Annotated in this window: 7 protein-coding genes and 1 pseudogene; 4 read left to right on the top strand and 4 right to left on the bottom strand. The window is 67.6% G+C overall.

Annotation, left to right across the window (positions count from 1 at the left end; translation table 11 throughout):
• The coding region (locus OS124_RS27435; RefSeq protein ID WP_010139500.1) for an isocitrate lyase/phosphoenolpyruvate mutase family protein at positions 1-290 on the top strand (290 nt) is incomplete at its 5' end.
• Positions 287-1,144, top strand: coding sequence for a TPM domain-containing protein (locus OS124_RS24320; RefSeq protein WP_010139499.1), 858 nt, complete (start codon positions 287-289; stop codon positions 1,142-1,144). The genes OS124_RS27435 and OS124_RS24320, both read left to right, overlap by 4 nt.
• 76 nt (positions 1,145-1,220) lie before the next feature.
• Here OS124_RS24320 and OS124_RS0110310 read toward each other — a convergent pair whose 3' ends face one another.
• Positions 1,221-1,778, bottom strand: a complete 558-nt coding sequence (locus tag OS124_RS0110310) for a peptidylprolyl isomerase (protein WP_010139498.1) — start codon at positions 1,776-1,778, stop codon at positions 1,221-1,223.
• A complete protein-coding gene (locus OS124_RS0110305) occupies positions 1,771-2,277 on the bottom strand; it encodes a peptidylprolyl isomerase (protein ID WP_010139497.1) in 507 nt (168 codons plus the stop codon). The genes OS124_RS0110310 and OS124_RS0110305 overlap by 8 nt, the downstream gene beginning before the upstream one ends.
• 135 nt (positions 2,278-2,412) lie before the next feature.
• Between OS124_RS0110305 and OS124_RS0110300 the strand changes: the two genes are divergently transcribed.
• A complete protein-coding gene (locus OS124_RS0110300) occupies positions 2,413-3,597 on the top strand; it encodes a phosphoglycerate kinase (protein WP_010139496.1) in 1,185 nt (394 codons plus the stop codon).
• Between the two features lie 45 nt (positions 3,598-3,642).
• Here OS124_RS0110300 and OS124_RS28345 read toward each other — a convergent pair whose 3' ends face one another.
• On the bottom strand, positions 3,643-3,768 hold the full coding sequence (locus OS124_RS28345; RefSeq protein WP_168161462.1) for a DUF1330 domain-containing protein: 126 nt from the start codon (positions 3,766-3,768) through the stop codon (positions 3,643-3,645).
• Entirely contained in the window at positions 3,716-3,901 is a 186-nt protein-coding gene (locus tag OS124_RS27425; protein ID WP_029375338.1) for a hypothetical protein, read from the bottom strand. Before OS124_RS27425 ends, OS124_RS28345 begins: the two co-directional genes overlap by 53 nt.
• A gap of 309 nt (positions 3,902-4,210) precedes the next feature.
• On the opposite strand from OS124_RS27425, the pseudogene OS124_RS0110290 reads away from it, so the two are divergent.
• Positions 4,211-4,741: pseudogene (locus OS124_RS0110290) on the top strand (fructose-bisphosphate aldolase); the annotation flags it as partial.

Here is a 4,741-nt window from a genome sequence, read left to right as displayed (position 1 = left end):
ATGTCCCCGGCCCGCCCAGTTTCGAGGACCTTCAGCGCCTGGTCGACAGCACCGCCCTCCCGGTTAACGCCCTGGCGGCAGGTCACCTGGCCAGCTACGCCATGGAGGACTTCGCCCGCATCGGCGTGGCGCGGATCTCTCTCGGCTCGGCGCTGGCGCGGGCGACGCACCGGGTGATCCTGGATGCGATGTCCGAGGTCTTCGAGGATGGCAGCTTCTCGAAGCTGAAGAAATCGGTGCCGGGGGCCGAGATCGACGCCATGCTGCTGAAGGGCGCGCGGCCGGAATGAGGTCTCCTGTCCGCATACTTGCGCTGGCGCTGGCGCTGGTCCTGTCGGCCGCCCTGCCCGCGGCGGCGCAGGAGTTCCCTGCGCCCTCGGACCCTTACGTCAACGACCTCGGCGCAGTGCTGCCGCCCGAGACCGAAGCGGCCATCCGTGCCCGCCTGCGCGCGACCCGGGACGAGACAGGCGTCCATATCACGGTGCTGACCCTGCAGAGCCGGGAACAGTACATTCCCGGCATCACGCTGGAGCGCTTCTCCACGCTGCTGTTCAACGACTGGGGCATCGGCGATGCAGAGCGCGACGACGGCGTGCTCCTGCTGCTGGCGCTGGAGGAGCGTGATACCCGCATCGAGCTGGGCCGCGCCTTCGGACAGGACTGGAACGGCACCACCGATGCGATCATGGAAAAGACCCTGCTGCCGGCATTCCGTGAAGGCGACTATGCCCGAGGGTTGGAAGAGGGCGCGGCGCGGCTGGTCGACGACCTCGCCCGCCCCTTTGCCGCCGGTGAGCCCCCGCCGAGGGATCTGACCGTCCCGCTGATCATCCTCGGCGCCATCCTGCTGGTCGTCCTGATCGGCGCGCGACGGAAGATCGGCGATCTCGTGACGACATTGCGCCCGTGCCCGGGCTGCGGGCAAAAGAGGCTGCACCGCAGCCGCATCACCGACCAGGCCGCCACACTCTACCGCCCGGGCCGGGCGCGGCGGGTCACCCGCTGCGACGCCTGTGGCTGGCAGACGGTGATGCTGGTCACCCTGCCCCAGCTTTCGGAGGCCAGCAGCCACTCGGGCGGCGGAGGCGGAGGTTTCGGCGGCGGTTCGTCCGGCGGCGGGGGCTCCTCCGGCAGTTTCTGAGCCGCGCCGCAGGCCGACGACAGAAAGGCGCCCCCGGCCAAGCCGGGGGCGCCTTTCATTTCTGCAATATCTCAGCTCACTCGGTAACGGTGACCGAGACCATCCGGTCGGGCGCCCCGACGATGGTGCCGTTGGTGCTGCGTTCGCCGCGCTTGATCTGGTCGACGATCTCCATGCCCGAGGTCACCTCGCCGACGACCGTGTAGGCCTCGTTCAGCGACGGATAGTCGGTGAACATGATGAAGAACTGCGAGTTGGCGCTGTCCGGGCTCTGGCTGCGGGCCATGCCGACGATGCCCCGGGTGAAGGGGATCTTCGAGAACTCGGCCGGCAGGTCCGCGTAGGACGAACCACCACGCCCCGCCATGCGCATGTCGCCGCCTTCCTTGCCGTACTGCACATCCCCGGTCTGGGCCATGAAGCCGTCGATCACCCGATGGAACCAGACGCCGTCATAGGCGCCTTCCCCGGCCAGTTGGGTGATCCGCTCGACATGCAGCGGCGCCACATCCTCGAAGAGATCGACGTGGACGGTGCCGTTGGCCCCTTCCCCGGCGATCTCGATGTCAAGGCCGGTGGCAAGGGCCGGCCCGGCCAGAAGGCCGAGCACGGCGGAAAGGGCCAGCTTACGCATCGGCGGCCACCTTGACCGAGATCATCACGTCGGGCTCCGCAGGCGGCTCGCCACGGGTGATGGCGTCGACATGCTCCATGCCCTCGATGACGCGGCCGTAGACGGTGTACTGGCCGTTGAGGAAATGGTTGTCCTTGAAGTTGATGAAGAACTGCGAGTTGGCCGAATTCGGGTTCTGGCTGCGCGCCGCACCGAGGGTGCCGCGGTCGTGGGGCAGACGCGAGAATTCGGCAGGCAGGTTCGGCAGGTCCGAGCCGCCGGTGCCGGCCATGCGGATGTCGAAGCCGGTCTTGGTGTTGCCGTTCTTGACGTCGCCGGTCTGGGCCATGAAACCGTCGATCACGCGGTGGAAGACCACGCCGTCGTACTGGCCCGAGCGCGCCAGCTCCTTCATGCGGGCAGCGTGCTGGGGCGCGACGTCGGCCAGCAACTCGATGGTGACGGTGCCACCCTTCAGTTCCATCAGGATGGTGTTCTCGGGGTCCTTGATCTCGGCCATGGGGTCCTCCTTTGCTGTTTGGGCCAGCATTAGGCAGATGTGACCGGAATGCCAAGCCGGGCCGGTTGACCAGGGGGCGGGAAGCGGCCATCACTTGAGCGGAACCGACGCAAATCGCAGAGCGAAGAGGGTGCTATGGGCTGGAAAACGCTGGATGACATGGATGTTGACGGCAAACGGGTGCTGACCCGCGTGGACATCAACGTGCCCGTCGAAGACGGCCGCGTCACCGATGCGACGCGGATCGAGCGAATCGTTCCCACCGTGCAGGACATCCTTGCCAAGGGCGGCCAGCCGCTGCTGATCGCCCACTTCGGCCGCCCCAAAGGCAAGGTCATCCCCGAGATGTCGCTGCGCATCTGCATCCCCGCGCTGGAAGAGGCGCTTGGACGCAAGGTGGTCTTCATCGAGACGCTGGAGGCCGCCAAGGCCCATACCGCCGAGCAGGACAATGCCGAGGTGCTGCTGCTGGAAAACATCCGCTTCCACCCCGGCGAGGAAAAGAACGACGCCGCCCTGGCACGGGAGCTTGCCTCGCTGGGGGACGTCTACTGCAACGACGCCTTCTCGGCCGCGCACCGCGCCCATGCCAGCACCGAGGCCCTGGCGCGCGAGCTGCCCTGCTGCGCCGGTCGCCTGATGCAGGCCGAGCTTGAGGCGCTGGAAAGCGCGCTGGCCCAGCCGGTGCGCCCGGTGGTGGCGGTGGTCGGCGGCGCCAAGGTCTCGACCAAGCTGGATCTGCTGGGCAACCTGGTCGAGAAGGTCGACCGTCTGGTGATCGGCGGCGGCATGGCCAATACCTTCCTCGCCGCCCAGGGCATCAACGTCGGCAAGTCGCTCTGTGAACACGAGCTGACCGAGACCGCCAAGCAGATCATGCTGAAGGCGCTGGACGTGGGCTGCGAGATCATCCTGCCCTCGGACGTGGTCGTCGCGCGCGAGTTCAAGGCCGGGGCCGAGAACGAGACCGTGCCAGTCACCCAGGTGCCCGCGGATACGATGATCCTGGACGCCGGCCCCGAGGCGGTCGAGCGGATCGGTGCCGCCTTCGAACGCGCCAAGACGCTGATCTGGAACGGCCCCCTCGGCGCCTTCGAGATCGCCCCCTTCAACGCCGCCACCGATGCCGCCGCCCTGAAGGCCGCGGCCTTGACCAAGGCGGGCAAGCTGAAATCCGTCGCCGGGGGCGGCGACACGGTCGCGGCGCTGAACGCCTCGGGCGCGGCCGCCGACTTCACCTATATCTCGACCGCAGGCGGTGCCTTCCTGGAATGGATGGAAGGCAAGACCCTGCCCGGCGTCGCGGCGCTGGAGGGCTGACGGGCCTAACCCCCGCCCGCGCGGGCCGGGGCGGCTATCGGGGCGTCAGTCCGTCCCGTCGACGAGAATGGCGTTCAGGCAAGAGCCTGAGCGCCGCAGCACCGCCGGCCCCTGGAAATCATAGGAACGCCAGAAGGCCCCGGCGTGGCCCCGGTCCGGGAAGCGGATCACGAAAGCCGCATCGGGCACCGCGCACGACGAAGCTGCCCTGGTGATGGGCCACCAGGCCGGGGATCTCGGCAAAACAGGGCTCCATCCAGTCGCGGCTGTGGAAGTCCATCTGTCCGATGCTGCGGGCTGTCATGGGGGGCTCCGGTCCTTGTCGTTCCGGCGGGCCAGCCTTGCACGCACCCTGCCGGGCGGCAACGCCGGCTCTGCGGCCCTCCTCGGGCGGCAGCCCCTGACCCTGGCCACGCATCCTGCATGGATCTGCCGGATAACAGGCGCCCTATGGCTCGCGACGCCTTGCACGCTATCCGTTAGCGCAACCTGAATTGCCTCTGTCACATGGCTCGCCTATGCAGGGGCATACCGGGGCGGCCCTGCCGACCCCGTCATTGGTGAAACCCAAAGATTTCAGGCGATTGACATGTCCGACACGATGCAGGCCGAGATGGTCAAATCCGATCCCGCAATGGCAGAGCAGATGCGCTCCGGCGACGGCTTCATCGCCGCCCTCGACCAGAGCGGCGGCTCCACCCCCAAGGCCCTTCGCCTCTACGGTATCGAGGAAGATGCCTACACGGGCGACGAGGAGATGTTCTCGCTGGTGCATCAGATGCGGGCGCGGATCATCAAGTCGCCGGCCTTCAACGGCGAGAAGGTCATCGCCGCGATCCTCTTCGAGCGCACCATGGACGGCGATATCGACGGCACCCCCGTCGCCCAGTACCTCTGGAACGAATGCCACGTCGTGCCGCTGCTGAAGGTCGACAAGGGCCTGGCCGAGGAAGAGGGCGGCGTGCAGCTGATGAAGCCCATGCCCGAGCTGGACGCGCTCTGCGCCCGCGCCGTGGCCAAGGGGATCTTCGGCACCAAGATGCGCTCGGTGATCAGCGCCGCCAATGCCGAGGGCATCGCCAAGGTGGTCGAACAGCAGTTCGCCGTCGGCAACCAGATCCTGTCCCACGGGCTGATCCCGATC

This window comes from Oceanicola sp. S124 (assembly GCF_000220565.1).
In the GTDB taxonomy this organism is placed as follows: Bacteria; Pseudomonadota; Alphaproteobacteria; order Rhodobacterales; family Rhodobacteraceae; genus Pseudooceanicola.
This window is presented reverse-complemented; position numbering and strand designations above follow the sequence as displayed.

Coding starts and splice junctions, on each gene's coding strand:
- OS124_RS24320 (WP_010139499.1), top strand. CDS start 287: ATGAGGTCTCCTGTCCGCATACTTGCGCTGGCGCTGGCGCTGGTCCTG.
- OS124_RS0110310 (WP_010139498.1), bottom strand. CDS start 1,778: ATGCGTAAGCTGGCCCTTTCCGCCGTGCTCGGCCTTCTGGCCGGGCCG.
- OS124_RS0110305 (WP_010139497.1), bottom strand. CDS start 2,277: ATGGCCGAGATCAAGGACCCCGAGAACACCATCCTGATGGAACTGAAG.
- OS124_RS0110300 (WP_010139496.1), top strand. CDS start 2,413: ATGGGCTGGAAAACGCTGGATGACATGGATGTTGACGGCAAACGGGTG.
- OS124_RS27425 (WP_029375338.1), bottom strand. CDS start 3,901: ATGACAGCCCGCAGCATCGGACAGATGGACTTCCACAGCCGCGACTGG.